Raw genomic sequence first — 21,660 nt, 5'->3', positions numbered from 1 at the left:
TAGTGGGCTATTAGCATATCTGGGAAGTAATAGACCAATAATAAACCCTTCGCTGTTTACGCGAAGGGTTTATGGATTAGGTGCAATGTTTTTACATCAGACAATTATTTACCAGATGCCAACATTTTTTCGATACGATCAGCACGTTTGTTTGAGTCAGGGTGAGAGCCTAATAAAGCTTCTGCTAAACCACCAGATTCACTTAACGATGCTAATTTACGTAATGATGTTACCGCTGCTTGAGGATTACGGTTAGTTTCTTTTAATACCTTTAAGCCATAAGCGTCTGCTTCGTACTCGTTGCTTTGAGAGTATTGTGCATTGACGACACCTTTAGCTAACTCACCTAATTGTGATTGTGAGAGGCTAGCCAGAAGAGCATTAGAGCTTAAACCAGCTGCTTGTTGTGCTGCGATAGCTAAATATTGTGTACGAACACGACCTTTGCTGTGTTGATGAACAAAGTGACCAATTTCGTGACCTAAAACGAATACTAATTCGTCATCTGTCATTTTATCCATGAGACCAGAGTACACGCGCACGTCACCGCTTGGTGTCACGAAAGCATTAACTTCATTAGATAAGTACACTTTATAAGAAAGCGTCTTGCCTTCGTATGTTTTAAGGTTGCGTGTTAATTTATTCAAACGTTGAGTATATTTACTTTTTGAACCAGCAACTTTGCTTTCTGCATCGTATTTTTGTGTTGTAGCAAGACCAATAGCGTGCATCTCTTGATCAGAAAGCGTAGCGGCTTTAAATAGACTACCGCCTACGTTCATGACGCTACCTACGTCTAAATTAGCACAACCAGTCAATGCTACTGTACCTAATACTGTGGCTAGAACGAGTTTTTTCATAATAATTTCCCTCATTAAAAATAAAACGTTATTCTTTTCCGTAAAAAATTTCCATATAAGCGACAAAAAGGCAAATATAGAGTGCAACAATAATCGTATTTATCACAAATAATGCTGCTGTCATAAAAGCACCAGGCAAAAGAGCAGCAAAAATTGTTTGTGTGGCAAAAATAGCAATGATGCTTAAACCAACAAAAAATCCAATGAGAAGGGAGAGTGCTAAGGCATTGGACATTGATGCTTTAAATGACTGAATAAAGGCACGAACGACAGGGCTATCTTCCCAGCAAATTAAAGGATATACCCAGAAAGATAGCAGTAAATAAACGCAAATACAAAAAAATGGTGTAGCTAGGCTAGATAAGGTATATGTCTGCGCAACAATCTTTTGCATTTCTTCACTAGAAAGATTGAGAAAGGCTTCCGGAGAGAGCGGGAGGCTTGGCATTGTAATCGACAAAATCATATACACAATAGCCACATTAATAAAAGCCGCAAAGAGTAGCCTTGACCATATTTTAGATGTGTGCAGTTTTTGGCGTAAGTCACTCATCAGAAAATGACCTCGTAAACGAGTACCATAAGCCGCATTAAAAAGTAGCATCTGTGAAAGAGGCACAGAAACTAGTGCTAGCAATAAACCAATAATCGGTAATACGGTTGCCATTGACATCAGCATGGATGCCACAATAAAAACAAGGGATAAACGGATAAATTGCTTTTTATAAAGTGCAATACCTTGTTTAAACCAACTTATGGCTACAGTAGGGGAATAGGAGCGAATAATAGGAACCATGATAAATTCTTAAGGAAGCTCTGGGATATAACCTTTGAAGCGTTGCTTGAGAACACGTTCAAAATGTGTTGGGTCATGCGGTTTTAAAGTTTCTGCTGCACGGGGTAAATAGAAATCGTAAAGCCGTGATGTCCAAAAGCGTAGTGCTGCGGCACGCAGAGCTTGCGGCCATAAAGCACGTTCATCATCAGTGAATGGGCGAATCTTATGATAGGTTTGTAACCACGCTTTTACGTTGGGACGAATAAACTCGCCAGTATCGCGTTGAATACACCAGTCATTCACCGCTACAGCGACATCAAAAATCCATTTATCGACACCAGCAAAGTAAAAATCGATGACACCACCCATGGTTGGGTTTTGGTATGTACCTGCAAAAAGGACATTGTCTCTAAATAAGTCACAATGACAAGCACTACCGGGAAGGTTTTCCCAAGCGCTAGAGTGTTGTACTTCAATTTGTTCGTTTAAGGCTTGTTGATAAAAGCTATTTAATTCTGGGCTTAAAAAAGGTTCAATTTTAGGATAATTACTTTGCCACCAAGTCAAACCTCGTAAGTTAGGTTGATGGATAGGGTAATCCTGTGTCGCAAGATGAATGTGTGCTTGAATTTCTGCCGCTAGAATGCAATGCGCTTTACTAGGGGTAGCTTCGTATCCACCCATTAAACGCGTGACAATACTGGCAGGTTTCCCCATGAGTTTTCCAATTAATTGACCATCTTTACGTACTTGCGGCATAGGAACTTTAATCCCTTTACTTGCCAAGTGGTGCATTAATTGGATATAAAAAGGAAGTTGCTCAAAAGTAAGTACTTCGAAAATTGTTAGGACATATTCACCCTTGGTGGTATTGAGAAAAAAATTGGTATTTTCAATACCGGCTGTAATGCCTTGTAGAGAAACAAGCTCACCGAGATTATATTCTTGCAAGTAGGCTTGTGCTTGTTCGTTAGTGATAGAGGTGAAAACAGCCATTTCGACGTAGATACTAGAAAAATAAAATGTATTTTATCAAAAAATCCCTAAAATTCACCCAAAATAGACGGTATCTGGGAATAATCCGTTTAAAATGAGAGGTGTTTTACGAAATGTTTTGTTCATTTATTTCTTACTTATTCTCAAAGAATTTTTAAAACCACGTTATGCTAAAGAAAAACGTCTTGCGATTTCGTTCTTTTCTTGCTAATAAACCGGTGTTATTTACACAGGCGGCGATATTGGTCTGGGCGGCTATTCTAGGGATAGCGGGAGCATTGACGACAGCGGCCTTTCATGAGTCGATTAAGCTATTACAGGTTCTGCATAGTGGTGTTTCTGGTGATGCAGTAGAAATAGCAGGGGGGTGGACAGTTGCAGAGCGCTTATTGATTCCTACGGTAGGCGGCTTGATTGCGGGGCTTTGTCTGTATTTAGCATCACGCATTAAGGTTGATGCCAACTCGGACTACATGGAGGCTGTAGCTATCGGAGATGGTCGTTTGTCGTTACGACAAGGGATGTTGCGCGTATTCTCTTCTTTAAGTGTATCCGCCTCAGGCTGGTCTTTGGGACGAGAGGGTCCGATTATTCACCTAGCCGCGATGGTTGGCTCTGCGCTTGGACGTTTTTTTCGATTAGCACCTACCCATTTACGCTTATTAGTGGCTTGTGGCGCATCTGCTGGTGTCGCTGCGGCCTATTTTGCTCCAATTGCGGGTGCTTTACTGGTGGCAGAAATTGTGTTGGGAAGCATGGCAAGTCATATCTTAGCACCATTATTAGTAGCATCGGCTAGTTCTTTTATCACGATTTCAAGTTTAGGTTACCAGTCGTGGTTGTATGAAATTCCAGCGATTGAATTGGTAGGGACACGCTATATTTGGATTGCTGTACTCATAGGTTTGCTATCAGGTGTTTTATCTCCGTTATTTTTAAAGTATTTGGATGTTTGTCGTCATCTTTTTGCTAAGTTAAAATTACCACAAGTGCTCTGTTTTGGCTTGGGTGGGTTTTTATTAGGGCTTGTTTTTATTGTGGAGTCATGGGCAGCAGGTAAAGGCGACGCACTTATTCATTCCTACTTAACACAACCTTGGGGATTAAGTGCGATTGCGATTATTTTATTGCTGAAAGTCATTTCAACAGGGCTCAGTGTTGGTGCTGGTGCGGTGGGCGGAGTAATTACTCCTGTTATGCTCGTGGGAGCGAGCGTTTCTTTATTTATTTTGCAACTATTGTCTATTATTTTTCCTGAAATGAGTGTCTACGCCCCTTTGGTTGTACTTATCGGTATGGGCTCTTTTTTGGGAGCAGCAACAAGTGCTCCACTTCTAGCGGTTGTATTGATTGTTGAAATGAGCCATAGCTTTTCGGTGATTGCTCCCTTAATTTTAGCTACGGTGCTTGCTTATTTTGTTTCTCGTAAAATAACGGGGCGCGTAATGTTTGAAGTTATTGAACAACGAGATAAGAGTGATGCGGTTCGTCTAGCTTTATCAAAATTAAAAGTAAAAGGCTTATTACATCCTACGAATACGATTCTAGGACCTCAAAATACCTTGCAGGATGCTGTAGATTTGTTTACTGAGCAAAGTGTGCGATTCATTTATATTGTGAATGAACAACAAGAGTATTTAGGGGCGATTGCACATACTAATATTACACGTGTGTTATTATCACGACAGGATTTAAGTGGATCTATTCCGCCTGATTTAATAGAGCGCACCTACCTAGAGCCTCTACATATAGGGATGAATTTGGATCAGGCACAGGATGCGTTTGTAAACTTTGCAGGAGAGCGTTTACCCGTTGTGGACTTAAACGACCCTCCGCGCTTACTTGGTGTGGTTTATAAATCCGATGTGTTACGTAAGTATAGTGAACTTAAACAATTAAATGACCGTAGCGTACAGACAGCGGTTGATATTCGTCTTTCTTAATTTTTAATATGCAAAACTCTTTACTCGGTCTTTATCAAGCCCCTGAAAAATCGTGGCGATTATCTATTGCGCCGATGCTGGATGTGACAGATAGGCATTGCCGTTATTTTCATCGCTTATTAGCGCCTAAAGCTTTGTTGTACACAGAGATGGTGACCACTGGAGCATTGATTTATGGGGATGTGCCTCGTCATTTAATGTTTAATCAAGAAGAGTATCCTGTGGCATTACAGCTAGGTGGTAGTGAGCCAGAGGCTTTAGTGCATTGTGCCAAATTAGGACAAGAGTGGGGTTATGACGAAATTAATCTCAATTGTGGTTGTCCCTCGGAGCGTGTACAAAAAGGTGCATTTGGTGCGTGTTTAATGGCCGAAGCCGATTTAGTCGCAGATTGTATTAAGGCTATGCAAGATGCGGTGACTGTCCCCGTGACGGTAAAACACAGACTAGGATTGGATTACGATGAAAGCTATGCTTTTGTGCGAGATTTTGTAGCGAAAATTTATGATGTGGGGTGTCGAGTTTTTGTATCTCATGCACGTAATGCTGTCTTAAAAGGCTTGTCACCCAAAGATAATCGTGAAATTCCTCCATTGCGGTACGAGGTGGTTGCTCAGCTGAAAAAAGATTTTCCTGATGCCTTGTTTATTTTAAATGGTGGTATTCATCAGCTTGAACAGGCTAAAGATTTATTAGCGGACTTTGACGGTATTATGATTGGCCGAGCGGCATGGCATGAGCCTTACTTGTTAAGGGATATCAGCCAAGCGATTTGGCCTGAGGTAGCGGTGGCCGATAATAAAGAAGTCATGCTAAAAATGACGGCTTATGCAGAAAAAGCATTAAGTGAAGGTGCGCCATTGCGCGCAGTAATCAAGCCAATGCTAGGTTTGATGAATGGTCAGCAGGGGGCTAGACATTTTCGTCGTTTGCTATCGGATGTTAAACGCCTAAATGCAGGAGATATTACTTTAATTGAAGAGGCATTTTTACCCTTTTGTTAAGGGAATTTAGCGTATAATATACGGCATTTGATTGTTATTTTGTCGATAAAAAGGATTTAAGATGGCCACATCATACAAACGCGTGCTTTTAAAGTTATCTGGTGAAGCACTTATGGGCGAGGATGCTTACGGTATTAATCGCTCAACGATTATCCGTATGACAGAGGAAATTGCTGAAGTAGCTAAACAGGGTGTAGAACTCGCTATTGTTATCGGCGGTGGTAATATTTTTCGTGGTATTGCACCGGGTGCACAAGGTATGGATCGTGCGACAGCAGACTATATGGGTATGTTAGCTACCGTGATGAATGCCTTAGCATTGCAAGATGCCCTTAAAAATCATGGTGTAGTTGCGCGCGTACAATCGGCTTTAAATATTGATCAAGTGGTTGAGCCTTATATTCGTCCTAAGGCCTTACGCTATTTAGAAGCAAAACGCGTAGTGATTTTTGCAGCAGGCACAGGTAATCCATTCTTTACGACAGATACAGCGGCTGCTTTACGTGGTGCAGAAATTGGTGCAGAAATTGTACTAAAAGCCACTAAAGTGGATGGCATCTATACGGCAGACCCTAAGAAAGACCCTAACGCAACACGTTATGCACGTATTTCGTTTGATGAGGCAATTAGCAAACGTCTCGAAGTCATGGACGCTACTGCGTTTGCTTTATGCCGTGATCAAAAATTACCTATTAATGTATTTTCTATTAATAAACCTGGTGCGTTAAAGCGCGCTATTGCGGGTGAAGACGAAGGTACATTAGTTCATATCTAAAACAAATTAACATTAAAAATAGAAGGTAAACAATGAGTATTTCTGAGATTACAAAGTCGGCTGAAACTCGTATGGGTAAGTCGATTGAAAATTTAAAACTTAACTTATCAAAAATCCGTACAGGTCGTGCACACGCAGGTATTCTTGATCATGTGACTGTGGATTATTACGGTTCTCAAGTCCCTGTGGGTCAAGTGGCTAACGTTTCTGTTGTTGATGCACGTACATTAAATGTGCAGCCATGGGAAAAAAATATGGCAGCACCAATTGAAAAAGCTATCCGTGAGTCTGATTTGGGTCTAAATCCAGTAGCGTTAGGCGATTCTATTCGCGTACCTATGCCACCACTAACGGAAGAGCGTCGTCGTGATTTGACCAAAGTGGTGCGTTCTGAAGGTGAAGACGCTAAAGTGGCTGTGCGTAATCTTCGTCGTGATGGCAATGATGCATTAAAGCGTCTACTCAAAGACAAAGAAATTTCCGAAGATGATGATCGTCGCACACAAGATGTCATTCAAAAAATGACCGATAAATACGTTGCTGAAATCGATAAAATCGTGGCTGAAAAAGAAGCCGAGATTATGAAAGTGTAGTAAGCATTAAAGTAATGACGCAAAGTTCTACCCAAACGATTCCTCATGTGGCTGATAAACCTCGTCACGTTGCCATTATTATGGATGGTAACGGTCGTTGGGCGACGGCGCGTCTATTGCCTCGTACGGCGGGACATATTCGTGGTGTTCAGGCAGTTCGTCGGGCAGTGGAATATTGTGCTAAAAACGATATTCCTTACCTCACTTTATTTGCTTTTAGCTCTGAAAACTGGCGTCGTCCAGCAGAAGAAGTAGGCTTATTAATGAAGCTTTTTGTAAAGGCTTTGCAAAAAGAGTCAGTTAAATTACACAAACATAATATGCGCTTGAAAGTCGTGGGTGATTTATCGGCATTTGACCCAAAACTTCAAGAATTAATTAAAGAAGCAGAAAATCTTACTGCGAATAATACCGGCTTGACAGTGACCGTAGCAGCAAATTACGGTGGTCGCTGGGATATTATGCAAGCGATTCAGCGTATGTTATCAGCAAATCCTGAATTAGCGACACAATCTATTCAGGAGTCAGATTTTTCTCCGTATTTGTGTATGTCGGATATACCAGAGCCCGATTTATTTATTCGTACGGGTGGTGAACGTCGTATTTCTAATTTTATGATTTGGCAACTAGCTTATACGGAATTGTATTTTACCGATAAGTATTGGCCAGATTTTTCGTCCGCAGATTTTGATGATGCGGTTTCTTGGTATGCTCAACGAGAACGTCGTTTTGGGCGTACTTCAGCTCAATTACAAGAAGTGTAAGCTCCTATGTTAATTCCTCGCATCATCACAGCCGTGGTTTTATTAGCCATTCTCGCTGTGCTTATCAGTTTGAGTAATCCTGTTTATTTTGCCATTTTTATTAGCTTAGCCTCAGCATTGACGCTTTTTGAATGGCTTCGGATTAGTCTAAATGGCGCAAAAAAGCAGCTAACTGCCGCTATGATTGCTATCATGACTTTTGTCATTTTTCTCGCTTTGTACTTTTTAATGATGCCGGGTGAGGGCGAGGATAATATTCTGGTTGCCTTGAGTAAACCAACGGTGTTTCAAGCTAATCCTTGGTCTACTGTGGTGTTTTCGCTGCTGATTATGCTGCAGTTTTTTGTGAGTTTTGTTTGGATTTTTATTGTGCCGATGGTACTTTATCAGGCCAAAACTCAAGTGAGTTATAACAGCGTTTTTCATAGTATTTTAGCGGTTTTTGCGGCCTTTACAACTTGGTTTGCGATATTGATTATTTATGTCTTTTTAGGAGCTTGGTTCTTATTAAGCTTTTTAAGTATCATCTGGTGTGCAGACAATTTTGCTTATTTTGGGGGTAAGTATTTCGGTGGGGAGAAATTAGCACCTGCGATTAGTCCGGGCAAAACACGCTCAGGTGCTATTTGTGGTTTAATTAGCGTAGCTATTTGGATGACCGTGAGTGCCTTTATTGAAAACTCTTTTTCAGCGCTTTTAGTTAAACATATAGGTCTATTAGGTGCAGTCGCTGTAGGCGTATTAATGGGGGTTGTCTCTATTTTTGGTGATTTGTATGAATCTCTCTTAAAACGTCGTGCAGGGGTAAAAGACTCCAGTCAGTTATTGCCGGGACATGGTGGCTTTTGGGATCGTTTGGACTCGGTAGTCGCCGTTAGTCCGATTGCCATGTGTTTTGTCTTCCTCTTATATATTCAGTAATTGATGATGAAGTCAGTGGTTGTATTTGGAGCGACAGGCTCAATCGGTGATAGCACTCTCGATATTATTGCTTCTCATCCCGATAGATATAAGGTATATGCCTTGAGTGCTTTTTCTCGGGTAGAAAAGTTAGTGGGACTGACGGCTAAGTTTCTCCCAGCGGTGGTGATTGTTCCTACTCAGGAAGCTAAAGAGGAATTTATACGGTTAAATAATACCGGTGTTTTTCCAGAAATTCGCGTAGGTCAAGACGGTTTATGCAAGACGGCTCAAGATGAGCAGGCAGATATCGTGGTTTGTGCTATTGTTGGTGCGGCGGGTTTAGCAAGTGCTTATGCAGCAGCAAAAGCAGGTAAGACCATTTTATTGGCAAATAAAGAAGTCTTAGTAACTGCCGGTGAGCTTTTTATGAATGCTGTTAGGGCTCATGGAGCGACTTTATTGCCTCTGGATAGCGAACATAATGCGATTTTTCAATGTTTACCTAGCCAAAATCCCAAACAACATTTAGAGAAAATTATTGTGACTGCCTCTGGCGGACCGTTTCGTCAATTTTCTGTAGATGCGTTGGAGCATGTGACACCCGAACAGGCGTGTAAGCATCCCAATTGGAGCATGGGACGTAAAATTTCCGTTGATTCTGCGACAATGTTAAATAAAGGCTTAGAGGTCATTGAGGCTAAGTGGTTGTTTGATTTGAGTCCGGAGCAGATTGAAGTGGTCATTCATCCACAGAGTATTATTCACTCTATGGTGCAATTTATTGATGGTTCTTTGTTGGCACAATTGGGGCATCATGATATGAGAATTCCTATTTCTTATAGTTTGGCATACCCAGAGCGTATTACGCACAATGCGGCTAAATTTGATTTGAGCGCTTTGTCCCAATTGGATTTTATGCCACCTGATTTGACTCGTTACCCTTGCCTACGATTGGCATTTGAGGCGATGAAAGAGGGGATTGGTGCTTGTACGGTATTAAATGCAAGTAATGAAATTGCAGTACAAGGGTTTTTAGATGGTCAAATAAAATTTACGCAGATTGCTCAAACCATAGAGAGTATGTTAAGTAAAATTCAAGCACCTACATTAAGTTCGATTGATGAGGTCTTGGTATTTGACCAAGAAGTTCGTGCTAAGACTCAAGATTATTTAGCAAGCTAACGAGTTAGTATAGCCTATTGGCTTGTTTTGCTTTAAAAGGACATATGTTTAGTTTACTTACTTTTCTTATCACGATTAGTATTGTTGTAGTGTTCCATGAATATGGACATTATTTAGCGGCGCGTTATTATGGCAACCATGTAGAGCGCTTTTCCGTGGGGTTTGGTAAGGTGCTTTATCAATATACGGACAAAAAAGGGACAGAATGGGCTATTTCTATGTTGCCATTAGGTGGCTATGTAAAGCCTCTCGCCGAGCCTAGACCCCATCATCCTGATTATAAAGTCGGTGAGTCTGTTGCTGAACGGAGTGCTTGGGAAAAAATCGTTATTTATGCGGCTGGTCCTGCATTTAGTTTTTTATTAGGGATTATGATTTACACAGTCGTTTTTATGATTGGTGAGCAACATCCTAAAGCGGTTATTGCGGCACCAGCACCACAATCGGTAGCCGCTAAAGTAGGTTTAATAGAAGGTGATCGTATCGTTGCTGTCAATCATACCGATGTTGCTAGTTGGTCTGAAGCGGTAGATAAATTAGTAGGACCATTGACATTGGGACAGCGCACAACGTTGACAATCGAACGTCCTTCCGGTCAGCTTGAAGAGGTGGAAATGCCTTTTCAGTCCTATGTGGGTAGTTTAGAAAGTGTGAACTTACTCAAAGAAGCAGGCCTTGTCTTGCAAGCCCCAAATCCTGAAGTGGCACGTATCATTGCAAGTGGTCCAGCAGAGCGTGCAGGTCTGAAAGAAGGGGATATCGTACTTGCACTAAATGGTCAGGAAGTTAAACAATTATCTGCCTTAATTGAGCAAATTCAGCTTTCTGCAGGTCAGTTACTTTCTTTCACGATTCTACGTGACGGTGCGACTATCAATTTAACGGTTGTACCAGAACAAGTGACTTTGGATAATGGGCGTACCGTTGGACGAATTCAAACAGAGTTTCGGGCGGCTTATCCCATGACAGACGTTAGTTATGGGCCTATTGATGCCTTAGTCAAGGCAAGTAGTAAAACATGGGATACAGCATGGTTTTCTCTCAAAATGATGGGTAAGATGCTGATTGGAGAGGCTTCACTTAAAAATATTAGTGGGCCTTTAACTATCGCGGATTACTCGGGTAAAGTGGCTCAACATGGTTTGATGAATTTTGTACAATTTATTGCCCTTATTAGCATTAGCATTGGTGTTTTGAATTTATTGCCTATTCCTGGTTTAGATGGTGGGCAAATGGTGGTGAATTTTATTGAAATGATTCGTGGTAAACCTTTACCAGACTCGGTGTTTACCGGGTTGATGAAAGTTGGTTATGGGCTATTACTTGCTTTGATGGTTTTTGCTTTTAGCAATGATTTGATGAGAATTTTTAGTTAAACCCATAGAAATATAGTTTTTATTAGCGGACAAAGGCTAAGTTACTGACAAAGAGTGACTTTATCGCTTAAAATAAGCCGTTAAATTTGGATACTCATCTTCAAGGAATGTACGAATGGATATTCGCTCATTAAAACAATTCAACAAAAAAGCGATGGCAGCGCTGATTTCTGCGCTGGTATTGCCTTCAGCAGCGAGTGCTTTCACACCGTTTGTTGTGCAAGATATTCGCATCACAGGTCTACGTAGTGCAGAACCTGGTATGGTGTTTAGCTATATCCCAGCCCGTGTAGGTTCTACATTTAATCAAGAAATGGCGACAGATTCTTTACGCCGTCTTTATGCGACAGGTTTGTTTAATGATGTCAAAATCACGACGCAAGGGAAGGTAGTTAATATTGTTGTTGATGAGCGTCCAATGATTTCATCAATTCTTTTTGAAGGAATGAATGCTTTCAAAGATGATGCGGTACTCGAGAGTTTGCGAGGCGTGGGCTTTGGAGAGGGGCGTGCGTATGATCCAGCCTTGTTAGATCGTGCGGTTACAGAGTTACGTAACCAATATGTCTCAAAGGGGAATTATAGCGTGGAGGTGAAATCTACATTGACACCGTTACCCAATAATCGTGTTGGTGTGAGCTTCCAAGTGAATGAGGGGAAACGTGCGCATATCTCTGATATTAACTTCGTTGGTAATGAGGCAATTTCATCTTCTGATTTAGAAGACGAAATGGATCTCACCACACCAGGGTTTATGACATGGTATACAGGTACGGATAAATTCTCTCGCGAGACGTTAAACTCAGATGTCGAAAAAATTCGTGATTACTATATGGATCGTGGCTATTTAGATGTTAAAGTCGATAGTCCGCAAGTGACCATTTCTCCTAACCTAGAAGAAATCGGCATCAATATGACAATTCAAGAGGGTAAGCCTTATACCGTTCGTCGAGTTCAATTAGCTGGCGACTTAATGGGGATGAATGAAGAGCTCCAAGGTCTTATCGAAAATAGACCAGGTGAGGTATTTAATATCACCAAAGCACGTCAAACAGCTAATGCCATCAGCATGCGTTTAGGTGAGTTAGGTTATGCTTTAGCGGAAGTTAATCCTGTCCCTCAGCCTGTAGCAGGCACGCAAGAGGTGGATGTGGTTTATTTTGTTAATCCGGGTAAACGCATTTATGTTCGCCAAATCAATATCGGTGGTAATGTGCGTACGCGAGATCAGGTTATTCGTCGTGAAATGCGTCAATCTGAGTCTGCTTGGTATGATGCAACACGTTTAGCGACATCGCGTGATCGTATTGACCGTTTAGGTTACTTTAATAATGTCGAAGTGACTAAAGTGCCTGTTGAAGGTTCTGATGACTTAGTCGATGTTAATGTGACTGTTAAAGAAAAACCAACAGGGATGGTGAACTTTGGAGTCGGTTATGGCTCGACAGATAAGCTTACTTTCCAAGCGGGTGTTAGCCAAGACAATATTTTCGGTTCAGGTACAAACTTAGGTTTAAGTTTTAGTACATCTAAGACGAATCGTAACGTTATTTTGACGCATACGAATCCTTACTGGACAACAAGTGGTATTAGTAAAACTACAAGCGCTTACTATCGTTTAGATAAACCTTATAGTAGTTCAGTTAACCAAGACGAAGATACCTATCAAGTTCGTTCAACAGGTATTGGTTTGAACTTTGGGGTACCTATTTCTGAGTATGATCGTGTGTTCTTAGGAGCAACTTTCGAACAAAATAAAATTCGCTTACCAGCTGAAAATAGTGGTTTGATTATTCCTCAGGCGTATCGAGACTTCGTATCGAACTACGGCGAAAAGAGCAATGTAATCATGTTTAATATCGGTTGGACTAAAGATACGCGTGATAGTGCGATTGCACCAACCAGCGGTTATATGACATCGCTTAATGCGGTGGCTGGTGTTGGTGACTTAAAATACTATCTCTTAAGTGCGCAACAACAATACTACTGGCCGATTAATAAGGACTTCACTTTAGCGTTTAACGTTACCGCAGACTGGGGACGTACATACGGCTCTAGCAAACCATTCCCTGTGATTAAGAATTTATACGCGGGTGGTATCGGCTCTGTTCGTGGCTATGACGGTGCTTCATTAGGCCCTCGCGATACAGTATCGGGTGACTATCTTGGTGGTAATACACGTCTTTTAGCTAATGTGCAGTTATTCTTACCATTCCCGGGTACTCAAAACGACCGTTCTTTACGTTGGTTCTTATTTGCAGATGCAGGTAAAGTAGGAGTTTCGGGTGCTCAGACGTGTTCGGTGGGTAATGCACAATATGGTGGTATTGTGACAGATCCTTGCGGTTGGCGCTATTCTACGGGTATTGGTTTATCTTGGAATTCACCATTAGGTCCTTTACAGTTGTCTTATGCTCGCCCAATTCGTTCTAAACCAGGTGATAATAAGCAACAATTCCAATTCCAAATTGGTACATCATTCTAAGGAATTTTTAGCATTCGTTTAAATTAAAGAATGTTTTTAAACTAGTTTTATTGTTTTTATTTTGAAGGTTGTTATGAATTTCCATTCAACAAAAAGTAAAGTCGTTGTTAATGCATTAACAAAAACACTTTTAGCTGTAGCAATGGGTGCTTCAGTTAATGTAGCTTTAGCGCAAGAAACAGCAAAACCAGCGGCAGAGCAACAAGCAGCGGTTAAAATTGGTTTTGTCAATACAGAAAAACTTCTACGTGAATCTGCTCCAGCTAAGGCAGCAGAAGCTAAGATTGAAGAAGAGTTTAAAAAACGTGACGCTGATTTACAAAAAGTCGCTAATGAGTTGCGCACAAAGTTTGAAAACTTTGATAAAAATGCACCTGTTATGTCAGATGCGGATCGTAATAAAGCACAACGTGAATTGACAGACCTAGATACGGATTTGCAACGTAAACGTCGTGAGTTCCAAGAAGACTTTAACCGTCGCCGTAATGATGCTTTTGCTACCATCGTAGAAAAAGCAAATGTTGCAATCAAAGAAATTGCAGAAAAACAAAATTACGATCTCATCCTACAAGATGCGGTTACTGTCAGCCCACGCGTTGACATCACCGATGACGTTATTAAAGCATTAAACGCAAAAAAATAATATTTTATGACACAAATTCTGACATTGAGCGAAGCGCTACCGCTGGATACTTTATTGAGTCAAGTGGATACCCACGGTTTGACTTGGGAGATTTTACCTTTTACAGGTGAATTACCTAAGATTACAGGCATAGGCTCATTGTCAGATGCTGTGCCCAATGAAATTGGTTTTTTAGCCAACCCCAAGTTTTTTGATTTATTACAAATTACGCAAGCATCAGCGGTTATTTTACCTAAGCGAGCGGTGGATGTCTTACCTAAGGAGCTTCCATTTGTTGTTGTACAATGTGAAGAGCCTTATTTACTCTATGCACGTATCAGCCAATGGTTTGAAAAAGCTTTATTTGCTGGTGAGCAACGAAAGATTCATCCTAGTGCCGTAGTAAGTCCTGAAGCCAAAGTAGGACAAAATGTATGTATCCATGCCTTAGCTGTTGTTGAAGAAGGTGTGGTGATTGGTGATAACGTCACTATCGGTGCCGGAACTGTCGTAGGCAAGAATGTACACATTGGGGCTGGTACACGTCTTTATGCTAATGTCACACTTTACCATGGCGTACAAATTGGCAAAGCATGCATTATTCATAGTGGTGCGGTAATTGGTGCAGATGGTTTTGGTTTTGCTCCTGACCATACAGTAGAAAAAGGTGCTTGGTCTAAGATTGCGCAGCTCGGTAAAGTGATTATCGAAGATAATGTCGAAGTGGGTGCTAATACGACGATTGACCGTGGTGCTTTAGGCAATACGATTATTCGCCGTGGTGTCAAACTAGATAATCAAATTATGATTGCTCACAATTGTGAAGTGGGTGAGCATACCGCAATGGCAGCCTGCGTTGGTGTAGCAGGCTCGAGCAAAATTGGTCGACGTAGCACATTAGCAGGTGCTTCAATGGTATCTGGGCATATTGAAATCGGTGATGATGTTCATATTTCGGGCGGTTCGGGAGTGATGTCAAGCATTACTACGCCAGGGCGTTATACGGGGCTATGGCCAATTATGGAACATCGTGCTTGGCAGAAAAATGCCGGTGCATTAAACAGCCTTTACGAACTTCGTCGTCGTGTACAAGACTTAGAGAAAAACTTAACTCAACGAGAAGATTAATTAACTTTAGGAATTCACCTAGAATTTATTGGAAGAATTATGGAATTAGATATTCGCGGTATTATGGAGCATATTCCTCATCGTTTCCCTATGCTATTAGTGGATCGAGTCGTGGAGATGGTACCTGGTGAGAGTATTGTCGCAATTAAAAACGTTAGTATTAACGAGCCTTTCTTCCAAGGTCATTTTCCACATTTACCGGTCATGCCTGGTGTATTAATCATTGAAGCTTTGGCACAGGCAGCAGCAATTTTTTCTTTCTCTAAGGCAGATGGAGAAACAACGCTGGATAGCAATACGACCGCTTACTATTTGGTAGGTGTGGATGAAGCACGTTTCCGTAAACCTGTCGTACCGGGTGATCAATTACGCTTAGAAGTCAAAGCACTACGTATTAGCAAAGTAATGTGTAAATATGATGCTAAAGCCTATGTAGATGGTCAAGTGGTGGCAGAAGCAAAACTAATGTGTGCAATTCGTGATATAGGTGAATAATGGCTATTGTTCATAGTACAGCAATTGTGCATGAAGGTGCACAATTACATGAAAGCGTAGAGGTAGGGGCTTATGCCGTTATCCATGCTAATGTTAAAATTGGTGCGGGTACAAAGGTTGGTGAGCATTGTGTGATTGATGGTCATACGACTATTGGTGAGAACAATGTTTTTTATCGTTTTTGCTCAATTGGCGGTATTCCTCAAGACAAGAAATATGCGAACGAAGTCACTCGACTAGAAATCGGGAACGGCAATACGTTTCGTGAGTTTGTCACCATCAATACGGGTACAGCACAAGATGTTGGCGTAACTCGTATTGGTGATGATAACTGGATTATGGCCTATGTACATATTGCGCATGATTGTCAAATCGGTAGCCATACCATTTTAGCGAATACCGTACAATTGGCTGGTCATATCCATGTAGGTGATTGGGCGATTGTTGGTGGTATGTCAGCAGCACATCAATTTATTCGTATTGGTGCGCATTCTATGACTGGAGGCATGTCATCTATTCGTCAAGATATTCCACCATTTGTCTTAGGCGCTGGGCAGCCTTACAAACCAGCGGGTATTAACTCAGAGGGTTTAAAACGTCGAGGTTTTACCGCAGAACAAATTCAGGTATTACGAGAAGCTTATAAAACCATTTATCTGCGTCAGCTCAGTTTAGCAGATGCTTTGGTGGATATTAAACGTTTACAAAGTGAGAACCCTGATTCGGCGGCGCATTTACAGTTGTTTTTAGACTTTTTTGCTCAATCTGATCGCGGTCTCGGTCGTAAGTAAAACGATATGACAAAAAAAATCGCTATTGTGGCCGGTGAACCTTCAGGGGATTTACTGGCCTCTCGCATTATTGGCGGGATAAAAGAGACACAACAAGATGTGCATTTCACAGGTATTGGTGGTCCTCATATGCAAGAGATGGGGATGGATATTCAATACTCCATGGATGCATTAACGGTATTTGGTTATGTTGATGCCTTAAAGTCTTTACCTAAGTTGATTCATACCTATAAGGGGTTAGAAAAAAACTTATTAAAGCAAGGTCCCGATGTTTTTGTGGGTGTTGATGCACCAGATTTCAATTTGAGGCTAGAACGTCGTTTACGGGTAGAAGGTATTCCTACGGTGCATTTTGTTGGTCCATCTATTTGGGCTTGGCGCTATGAGCGTATCCAAAAAATACGTGAAGCCGTATCACATATGCTGGTGCTTTTTCCTTTTGAAACAGCGATTTATGAGAAAGAGGGCGTACCAGTAACATTTGTAGGGCATCCGACTGCCTCGCAAATCCCTTTAGTGCCTGATAAAGTCGCTGCTCGTAGACGTTTAAACTTACCCGTTGATGCTAAAATTGTTGCGATTTTACCGGGTAGTCGTGCGTCAGAAATTAAACTTCTGGCTGAGCCTTTTTTACGTGCAGCACAGTTATTGGCAGAAAGAGACAGTTCTTTGCATTTTATTGTTCCAATAGTGAATGCAGAGCGTCGTCAGCAATTCAATCAGATTCTTAAAGAAATCCCTGTACCTAATTTACATATTTATGATACCAAGCTGGCACAAACACCTATCTCATGGGATGTGATGGAAGCGTGTGATGCGGCGATTGTTGCCAGTGGGACTGCCACATTAGAGATGGCATTATATAAGCGACCGATGGTGATTGCTTATAAATTAACGCCGATGATGAAACGTCTCATGGAGTGGAAATCAGGGCAAAGTAAGCCTTATGTTCCTTGGGTTGGATTGCCTAATGTCCTATTAGGTCATTTTGCCGTGCCTGAGCTCTTGCAAGAGGACTGTACGCCTGAAAATTTAGTAGAAGCCTGTATCAATGCATTAGAAAATGAGATGTATATTGCTAAGCTTAAACAAGAGTTTATGCAGCTTCATTTAAGTTTAAAGCAAGATACTGCCAAAATTGCCGCAGATGTTATTCTCCAATTGGCCAATCGATTTTAATTTATAGCGAAAATGACGACGCACTCACTGTTTGAAGAAGAAACTTATGAGCTCATTGCTGGTGTGGATGAGGCGGGGAGAGGGCCATTAGCAGGTGATGTTTATGCGGCAGCTGTTATTTTGGATCCTGCTAAACCTATTGCTGGATTAACAGATTCTAAAAAAATTTCAGAAAAAAAAAGAGAAGTACTTGCCGTAGAAATTAAAGAAAAAGCCTTAGCATGGAGTATTGCGAGTAGTAGTGTCAAGGAAATAGATACCTTAAATATTCTCCAAGCAACTATGCTAGCCATGACAAGAGCGGTCGAAGGATTAACTATTCGTCCAGAACTTGTATTAATTGATGGTAATCGCACACCTAAACAATTAATGTTACCGGCTAAAGCCATTGTAAAGGGGGATTTGACCGAACCTGCGATTTCGGCAGCTTCTATACTAGCGAAAACAGCGAGAGATGCTTCTTTATTAGCACTTCATCAACAATATCCTGACTATGCCTTTGATCAACATAAGGGCTATGGTACAGCGCTACATCTTGCTAAGTTAACTACTTTAGGACCGACTCCTGCGCATCGTCAAAGCTTTGCGCCTGTGCGTCAAGCCACAGATTCAGGGAAAATGGTGAAAAGGAATCCCTAAAAATATACTCTCCGTCATACGCTTGAAATTTAAATTGTTTATCATCTTTAGCCGTAGTTTTGAGATTAATCAAGTATCTATCATTTATTTACGCTATTTATGGTGCAGGCATAGCATTTTTAAGCTAAAATACAAACACAATTTCAAACAGAGTTTAAATTTATAGTTATGACAACAGAAGTTTCTTTACAACCCATTGATCCTAAAGCAGAATTGCCTCATCGTAAAGTTATCCGTAGCTGGTTAATTCCTCTTGCGGCAAAGGATACGACAAGAGCGATTATGCTATTAGCGTTGGATTTGTGTATTTTATCGGCACTACTTGTGGGGACGGTCTATTTCCACGCATGGTGGGCGAAATTGCTGTGTGCTTTAGTAGCAGGCTTCTGGATTGGGCGTATTTTTATTATTGGTCATGATGCTTGCCACCAGAGTCTTACGCCTCATCGTAAATTAAATAAATGGCTGGGACGAATTGCATTCTTACCATCGGTGTCACCGTATAGCTTATGGGATGTGGGACATAATGTGGTTCATCATGGTTATACCAATCTAAAAGGTGTGGATTTCGTTTGGGCACCAGCTTCTGCAGAAGAGTATGCGGCAATGAGTAATGGTCGTAAATGGCTAGAACGAGTTTATCGTAGTGGTTGGGCACCGGGACTTTACTATATTAATGAAATCTGGTGGAAGAAAATGATGTTCCCTTCTAAATCAGCGATGGGAACGCAGCGTAAGTCTTTCTTCTGGGATAGTTTATTATGCGCTGTTTTTGGTGTGCTATGGGCTGGTGCTGCGGCATGGGCAGCGATGGCGACTGAGCAATCTATCTGGACTACCTTATTATTTACATGGTTTATTCCATTGTTCTTCTGGTTCTCCATGATTGGTTTTGTGGTCTATGTCCACCATACGCATACTAAGGTGGTATGGCATGATGACAAAGTAGAATGGGCTAAGGCACAACCTTTTGTTTCGACAACAGTTCATCTATTGTTTAAATTTAAAATAGGTGCTCTAATGCATCATATTATGGAACATACAGCACACCATGTTGATATGTCCATTCCATTGTATAAGCTCAAAGAAGCCCAAGCGACTTTAGAACATATGTTGCCAGAGCGTATCGTGATTCAGCCATTTTCATGGTCGTGGTATTTCCGTACCGCACGAGCTTGCAAACTGTATGATTTTAAAAATAAGCAATGGTTAGATTTTAAAGGTCAGCCGACGGAGCAAGTCGTTTAAGACAAGAACTAACCCCTTAAACTATTCATCGCCGATACATATTGCTTTTAATAAGAAACGTGTATCGGCGATTTTGCTATGTTTTTTAATAGAAGAGGGTGTATTTTTTCTAAAGAAAAGGATAGCTTGTGCTTTGTGTCCATATCGGCATTATTGGGGATTGGGTTATAATGAAAACCTTTAGTGACTTAGACGGTAGAGTTTTTGTGAAATATATTACCTCCAAAGATAATCCTCTTTATAAACAACTCCTCAAAGTAGCACAAAATAAGATAAAAACAGAAGCCTTATTAGAGGGATATCATCTTTGTCAGATGTATAAAGCATATGGGCAATCTTCGTTCAGGGTTATCCTGCTGGAGGGAGCGGATTATTCAGGAGCAGAGTGGCAAGCTTTATTAGCCGATACTTCTCCGTCAGATTATATACAGCTTAGTCCTAGCTTATTTAAATCCTTAAATCATGTCGATAGTCCACAGGCAATTATGTTTTGGATTGCCGTGGTGGAGCCAGAGCATTGCCCTATGCCAACGCAAACGACGGTATTTTTTGACCGCATCCAAGATCCGGGGAATTTAGGCACTATGCTACGGAGCTGTGTGGCTGTTGGTATTCAATCGGTGTACATGAGTAAAGGCTGTGTGAATCCTTGGTCGGCTAAAGTATTACGAAGTGGTCAGGGGGCACATTTTGCTTTAGAAATCTACACGCAAGTGGATAGTCAGGATTTTCTCGTTCGTAATCCCTTACCACTCTATATCACGTATTTGGATAATCAAGCACACAATTTATATCAGACCCGCCTACCTAAAGATGTGGTATGGGTGATGGGGAATGAAGGACAGGGTGTTGCCGCTTACTTTTTTCATTACCCACATCAGACGATTTTTATTCCGCAGAATGAAAAAGTAGAGTCTTTGAATGTGGGGGTGGCTTGTAGTCTGGTTTTATATGAGCAATACCGACAACAAGCCTTTTCCAGTTAATAGCACTAAGATAAATGCAGGGTTAATAAGTGTCTTGATCCAATTTTAAGATTTGCAGTACCGTGGTGGAAATCTCTTCGATGGATTTGCTAGTTGATGATAACCATGAGATGTTTTGCATACGCATCAGATGCTCTGCCTCAGCCACTTCATAACGACATTGTTCAATAGAGGAATATTGACTATTTGGACGACGTTCACTACGGATTTCTGCCAATCGTTCAGGCTGAATTGAGAGACCAAACAGCTTATGGCGATAGGGTTTAATAGTTTTAGGCAATTGACCACGCTCAAAGTCTTCTGGAATAAGAGGGAAGTTAGCCACTTTGAGTGCATATTGCATGGCTAAATAAAGACTCGTCGGTGTTTTACCACTACGAGATACGCCAACGAGAATCACATCTGCCTCTTGTAGACCATGAACAAACTGACCGTCATCGTGCGCTAAGGTAAAATTAATGGCTTCGATACGCTTATGATACGCTTCGGAATTAGCATCAAGGTGTGAACGACCAACGGTTGGCTGAGAACGAACATTTAAACTAAGTTCTAATGTATTCACACAGGCACCAAAGATATCCAAGAAAATACCTTTTGAGCGACGTAGGTGCTCCACAAGGTCATGATCAACCATGGTGCTGAAAATAATGGGCGGATTGCCTTCGTCCGCTAAGGCATCAATACGCGCAATAATTTCTTTGAGCTTTTCGATGGTCGTGACAAATGGCTCACGCACTTGTTTAAAGGTATAGACATGCGTAAACTGACTGAGTACAGAGTGACCAAAGGTTTCTGCGGTGATACCTGTACCATCAGAAATAATGAAAACGGTTTTTTGGGGTAGTGACATAAAAAAAATTCCTTCAAAATGCCCAATTCTTTTCTGTATGGGGTTACAATAACGCATATTTAA

Annotated in this window: 21 protein-coding genes; 17 read left to right on the top strand and 4 right to left on the bottom strand. The window is 41.2% G+C overall.

The window, feature by feature from the left end; all coding sequences use genetic code 11:
* Nucleotides 1-104 precede the first annotated feature (104 nt).
* The 3 genes from HKX39_RS04685 to HKX39_RS04675 are packed head-to-tail and all read right to left on the bottom strand — an operon-like array spanning nucleotide 105 to nucleotide 2,634.
* The gene (locus HKX39_RS04685) at nucleotides 105-860 is read right to left on the bottom strand and encodes a M48 family metalloprotease (RefSeq protein ID WP_171680147.1); all 756 of its coding nucleotides are present in this window, start codon (nucleotides 858-860) and stop codon (nucleotides 105-107) included.
* Nucleotides 861-888: 28 nt separating this feature from the next.
* Entirely contained in the window at nucleotides 889-1,656 is a 768-nt protein-coding gene (locus tag HKX39_RS04680; RefSeq protein WP_171680146.1) for a hypothetical protein, read from the bottom strand.
* A gap of 9 nt (nucleotides 1,657-1,665) precedes the next feature.
* Nucleotides 1,666-2,634 (bottom strand): homoserine kinase, encoded by a 969-nt coding sequence (locus HKX39_RS04675; protein WP_171680145.1) that lies wholly within the window; start codon nucleotides 2,632-2,634, stop codon nucleotides 1,666-1,668.
* 185 nt (nucleotides 2,635-2,819) lie between these two features.
* Between HKX39_RS04675 and HKX39_RS04670 the strand changes: the two genes are divergently transcribed.
* From HKX39_RS04670 to HKX39_RS04590, 17 genes are all read left to right on the top strand, one after another.
* Nucleotides 2,820-4,577: a ClcB-like voltage-gated chloride channel protein gene (locus tag HKX39_RS04670; RefSeq protein ID WP_246226037.1), complete on the top strand. Its 1,758-nt coding sequence runs from the start codon at nucleotides 2,820-2,822 to the stop codon at nucleotides 4,575-4,577.
* An 8-nt stretch (nucleotides 4,578-4,585) separates the two neighbouring features.
* Nucleotides 4,586-5,581: a tRNA dihydrouridine(20/20a) synthase DusA gene (dusA, locus tag HKX39_RS04665; RefSeq protein ID WP_171680143.1), complete on the top strand. Its 996-nt coding sequence runs from the start codon at nucleotides 4,586-4,588 to the stop codon at nucleotides 5,579-5,581.
* A 61-nt stretch (nucleotides 5,582-5,642) separates the two neighbouring features.
* Nucleotides 5,643-6,356: a UMP kinase gene (gene pyrH, locus HKX39_RS04660; RefSeq protein WP_171680142.1), complete on the top strand. Its 714-nt coding sequence runs from the start codon at nucleotides 5,643-5,645 to the stop codon at nucleotides 6,354-6,356.
* 32 nt (nucleotides 6,357-6,388) lie between these two features.
* Nucleotides 6,389-6,949 carry a ribosome recycling factor gene (gene frr, locus HKX39_RS04655; protein ID WP_171680141.1) on the top strand — a complete coding sequence of 187 codons (561 nt, stop codon included), beginning with the start codon at nucleotides 6,389-6,391 and terminating at the stop codon, nucleotides 6,947-6,949.
* Nucleotides 6,950-6,963: 14 nt separating this feature from the next.
* Nucleotides 6,964-7,713 (top strand): polyprenyl diphosphate synthase, encoded by a 750-nt coding sequence (uppS, locus tag HKX39_RS04650; RefSeq protein ID WP_171680140.1) that lies wholly within the window; start codon nucleotides 6,964-6,966, stop codon nucleotides 7,711-7,713.
* Between the two features lie 6 nt (nucleotides 7,714-7,719).
* Nucleotides 7,720-8,634 (top strand): phosphatidate cytidylyltransferase, encoded by a 915-nt coding sequence (locus HKX39_RS04645; RefSeq protein ID WP_171680139.1) that lies wholly within the window; start codon nucleotides 7,720-7,722, stop codon nucleotides 8,632-8,634.
* A 6-nt stretch (nucleotides 8,635-8,640) separates the two neighbouring features.
* Nucleotides 8,641-9,798: a 1-deoxy-D-xylulose-5-phosphate reductoisomerase gene (gene dxr, locus HKX39_RS04640; protein ID WP_171680290.1), complete on the top strand. Its 1,158-nt coding sequence runs from the start codon at nucleotides 8,641-8,643 to the stop codon at nucleotides 9,796-9,798.
* 44 nt (nucleotides 9,799-9,842) lie between these two features.
* The gene (rseP, locus tag HKX39_RS04635; protein ID WP_171680138.1) at nucleotides 9,843-11,174 is read left to right on the top strand and encodes an RIP metalloprotease RseP; all 1,332 of its coding nucleotides are present in this window, start codon (nucleotides 9,843-9,845) and stop codon (nucleotides 11,172-11,174) included.
* A 115-nt stretch (nucleotides 11,175-11,289) separates the two neighbouring features.
* Nucleotides 11,290-13,659, top strand: coding sequence for an outer membrane protein assembly factor BamA (gene bamA / locus HKX39_RS04630; protein ID WP_171680137.1), 2,370 nt, complete (start codon nucleotides 11,290-11,292; stop codon nucleotides 13,657-13,659).
* Between the two features lie 142 nt (nucleotides 13,660-13,801).
* The gene (locus tag HKX39_RS04625) at nucleotides 13,802-14,302 is read left to right on the top strand and encodes an OmpH/Skp family outer membrane protein (RefSeq protein ID WP_246226056.1); all 501 of its coding nucleotides are present in this window, start codon (nucleotides 13,802-13,804) and stop codon (nucleotides 14,300-14,302) included.
* A 6-nt stretch (nucleotides 14,303-14,308) separates the two neighbouring features.
* A complete protein-coding gene (gene lpxD / locus HKX39_RS04620) occupies nucleotides 14,309-15,409 on the top strand; it encodes a UDP-3-O-(3-hydroxymyristoyl)glucosamine N-acyltransferase (RefSeq protein WP_171680135.1) in 1,101 nt (366 codons plus the stop codon).
* Nucleotides 15,410-15,448: 39 nt separating this feature from the next.
* Nucleotides 15,449-15,904 carry a 3-hydroxyacyl-ACP dehydratase FabZ gene (gene fabZ, locus HKX39_RS04615; protein WP_171680134.1) on the top strand — a complete coding sequence of 152 codons (456 nt, stop codon included), beginning with the start codon at nucleotides 15,449-15,451 and terminating at the stop codon, nucleotides 15,902-15,904.
* Nucleotides 15,904-16,695 (top strand): acyl-ACP--UDP-N-acetylglucosamine O-acyltransferase, encoded by a 792-nt coding sequence (gene lpxA, locus HKX39_RS04610; protein WP_216605044.1) that lies wholly within the window; start codon nucleotides 15,904-15,906, stop codon nucleotides 16,693-16,695. The genes fabZ and lpxA overlap by 1 nt, the downstream gene beginning before the upstream one ends.
* 6 nt (nucleotides 16,696-16,701) lie before the next feature.
* On the top strand, nucleotides 16,702-17,874 hold the full coding sequence (gene lpxB, locus HKX39_RS04605; protein ID WP_171680133.1) for a lipid-A-disaccharide synthase: 1,173 nt from the start codon (nucleotides 16,702-16,704) through the stop codon (nucleotides 17,872-17,874).
* A 12-nt stretch (nucleotides 17,875-17,886) separates the two neighbouring features.
* Nucleotides 17,887-18,513 (top strand): ribonuclease HII, encoded by a 627-nt coding sequence (rnhB, locus tag HKX39_RS04600; protein ID WP_171680132.1) that lies wholly within the window; start codon nucleotides 17,887-17,889, stop codon nucleotides 18,511-18,513.
* 168 nt (nucleotides 18,514-18,681) lie between these two features.
* Entirely contained in the window at nucleotides 18,682-19,761 is a 1,080-nt protein-coding gene (locus HKX39_RS04595; RefSeq protein ID WP_171680131.1) for a fatty acid desaturase, read from the top strand.
* 170 nt (nucleotides 19,762-19,931) lie between these two features.
* Nucleotides 19,932-20,747, top strand: coding sequence for a TrmH family RNA methyltransferase (locus tag HKX39_RS04590; protein ID WP_171680130.1), 816 nt, complete (start codon nucleotides 19,932-19,934; stop codon nucleotides 20,745-20,747).
* Nucleotides 20,748-20,769: 22 nt separating this feature from the next.
* On the opposite strand, the gene ppsR is transcribed toward HKX39_RS04590, so the two are convergent.
* Nucleotides 20,770-21,597: a posphoenolpyruvate synthetase regulatory kinase/phosphorylase PpsR gene (gene ppsR, locus HKX39_RS04585; protein WP_171680129.1), complete on the bottom strand. Its 828-nt coding sequence runs from the start codon at nucleotides 21,595-21,597 to the stop codon at nucleotides 20,770-20,772.
* Between the last annotated feature and the right edge of the window lie 63 nt (nucleotides 21,598-21,660).

The sequence above is a fragment of the Pelistega suis genome, assembly GCF_013133795.1.
Classification (GTDB): Bacteria; Pseudomonadota; Gammaproteobacteria; order Burkholderiales; family Burkholderiaceae_B; genus Taylorella; species Taylorella suis.
Note: the sequence above shows the minus strand (reverse complement) of the source record. Positions and strands in the feature narration are given on the sequence as shown.